Here is a 2310-nt window from a genome sequence, read left to right as displayed (position 1 = left end):
GCGTCCGACGAACGATCTGAATCACGGGGCTGTGTCGTGGCCACAGCCAGAGCCTCCCATCACTCCATGATCCAGATCTAGCCCTGTAGTACTAGTACTCCAGCCGTAGTTCGCGATCATGACGAGTCGCTGCTTATGGCCCGTAGACGAGATCCACGCCACCACTGGCCTCAACCAGCCAGGACAGCGAACCGCTGCCGAAGGGCCAGCCGGTGGTGGCCACCTGCACCCAGCCGCCGGACTCGTCGGTTCCTGCGTGCCACCACCACCAGCTGCGATCGTCTCCCATTCCTTCTTCGGTGGGGTCGAAGTAGTACAACCATCCTGAGAGCGTCCACGGTCCCTGATCGACGGCCGATCTCTCCTCTGGCGTCATCGCGCGCCATTGACGCAGCCACCCCTCCATGTCGAAGGGCTCGCCATGTTCTGGTTCCGGGGTCTCGGGTGCGCACCGCTGGATGAACCAGGCTGGCAGCAGCTGCGGCCAAAGTTCTTCTGCCGGCCAGTCAACCATCTGGGAGACGACGCACGTCAGTACCGCACGCGCGTTGTCGATGACCTGGGCCGGGTCCTGGGCAGTGAACCGGAGGCGCACCAGAAACGGCCGGGGCTCGTCGTCATCCTCGGCGCTCGGTCCAGATCGAAGGCGCCGCAGCTCGCCTGTCATGATTTCCACGGTGAGGAAGTATGCACCGGCACCGACCTCGCGACATCTCGATATCGCCCTGCTCAGCGGACACGAAGCTCTATGGCTGGACAGTTGCATGCCGTCGGTAGTGGCAGGCTCGGGCACGGGCTTGGTGTCGGCGTCGCCAGTGTGACCAGCGCAGGCGGTGTGCGAGGTCGTGGAACGGGCTGCTCAGGGCCGCGAACAGGTGTTGGATCTCGTTGCCGGTCAAGGCGATCAGGTCGTTGAGGCCGGGCCGTTCGCGGCGTTCGGTGGCTGCGGTGACGGCAAGGAAGGCGTGGGCGAGCATTGCGAGCGTGACCCAGCGGTGCCAGGAAGTCCAGCGGCGAACCTGGTGCTCGTCCAGGCCGGTCAGGCCCTTGCTGGCCTGGAACGTCTCCTCGATCGTCCAGCGCCGTCCGGCCACCCGCACCAGTTCGGACAGTGCCATTGGCAGGGGTGAGAAGCAGCGGTAGAAGGCGAGTTCGCCGGTGCGGCGGTTGCGGCGGACCAGCAGGCACCAGTTGCCGGGCCGACCGGCGGGGTCGTGGATGTCGACCTGTGCCCAGTCGTAGAACCGCTCGCCCTTCGCGCCCGCTCCGGCCGACAGTCGCTGCCAGGCCCGCTTCGGGATCCGCGCGGTCAGGGTCTTCGCCTGAAACTTCCCAGCGTGCGTGATGATCGGGTGGGTGCTGGAGACGGCCAGGACGTAGCCGGTCCGGCGGTGTTCAAGGGCGGTCCGCAGGTGCGGGTTGTCGCCGTAGACCTCGTCGCCCGCGACCCAGCGAGCGGGGGTTCCCGCGTCCAGGGCCCGCAACCATGCGGGCGGCGAGTTGGGGCTTGGAGGCGAAGGCCAGATCGTCCGGGATGCCCGCGCTCCGGCAGCGGTCCGGGTCCTCGGTCCACGAGCGTGGCACGTACAGGGCTCGGTCGATGGCTGCGTGTCCGCGGGCGGCGGAGTAGACGAGAAAGACGGCGACCTGGGCGTTCTCGATGCGGCCGGCAGTGCCGGTGTACTGGCGCTGGACGCCGACGGTCGCCGTGCCCTTCTTCAGGTCGCCCGTCTCGTCGACCACGAGTACCGCCTGGTCGTCGGCGAGGTGCTCGATCACGTAGGCGCGTATGTCGTCGCGGATCGCGTCGGCGTCCCATTTCGCGCGGTGCAGCAGGTGTTGCATGCCGTCCGGAGTGGCATCGCCCGCATGCTCGGCCAGGGTCCAGCAGTTCTTCCGCGGCAGGTCCGACAGCAGCCCAAGCACCAACGCCGTTGCGCGACGTCGGGGTTCGACCCGAGCGAACCGGCCCGCCACGCGGCCCATCAGTTGGTCGAACATTGTCCGCCACCGGGCAGGCACTACGCTGTGCCCCGCGGCCACCGCCTGATCTTCGTTTGTCCACACAACTCACGATGATCAACGGTGGCCGCAGCCATCTCCACGCCAGCCCTGACCAGCAAGATCACGATCTACGGCTGGAGTACTAGGTCTCCTCTGAGTAGCTGTTGTCGTTCCGATCTTGAGGGGTGCGTGTCGAACGGGAGTCTCGATTGGGTGATCGCAGCTGGTTGCGAGCATGAAGACAGGGCCTCTTGGTAGCTCGGGGTTGCGAAGCCAACCGAGATCCAGGAGACCCTGTTGCCGCAG

The 2310-nt window shown here is 66.6% G+C and carries 1 protein-coding gene and 1 pseudogene; both read right to left on the bottom strand.

The features are described 5' to 3' along the window. Positions 1-133 precede the first annotated feature (133 nt). Positions 134-667 (bottom strand): hypothetical protein, encoded by a 534-nt coding sequence (locus ACZ7OO_RS44030; RefSeq protein WP_471513005.1) that lies wholly within the window; start codon positions 665-667, stop codon positions 134-136. A gap of 79 nt (positions 668-746) precedes the next feature. After that, positions 747-1986, bottom strand: a pseudogene (locus tag ACZ7OO_RS44025) (IS701 family transposase). Positions 1987-2310: the final 324 nt, after the last annotated feature.

The sequence above is a fragment of the Streptomyces sp. NPDC111744 genome (assembly GCF_055634995.1).
The sequence above is the reverse complement of the archived record's forward strand: the minus strand, read 5'-3'. Positions and strand labels throughout refer to the sequence as shown.

Excerpts from the sequence above, each read along its gene's own strand:
- ACZ7OO_RS44030 (WP_471513005.1), bottom strand. The coding sequence starts at position 667 with ATGACAGGCGAGCTGCGGCGCCTTCGATCTGGACCGAGCGCCGAGGAT.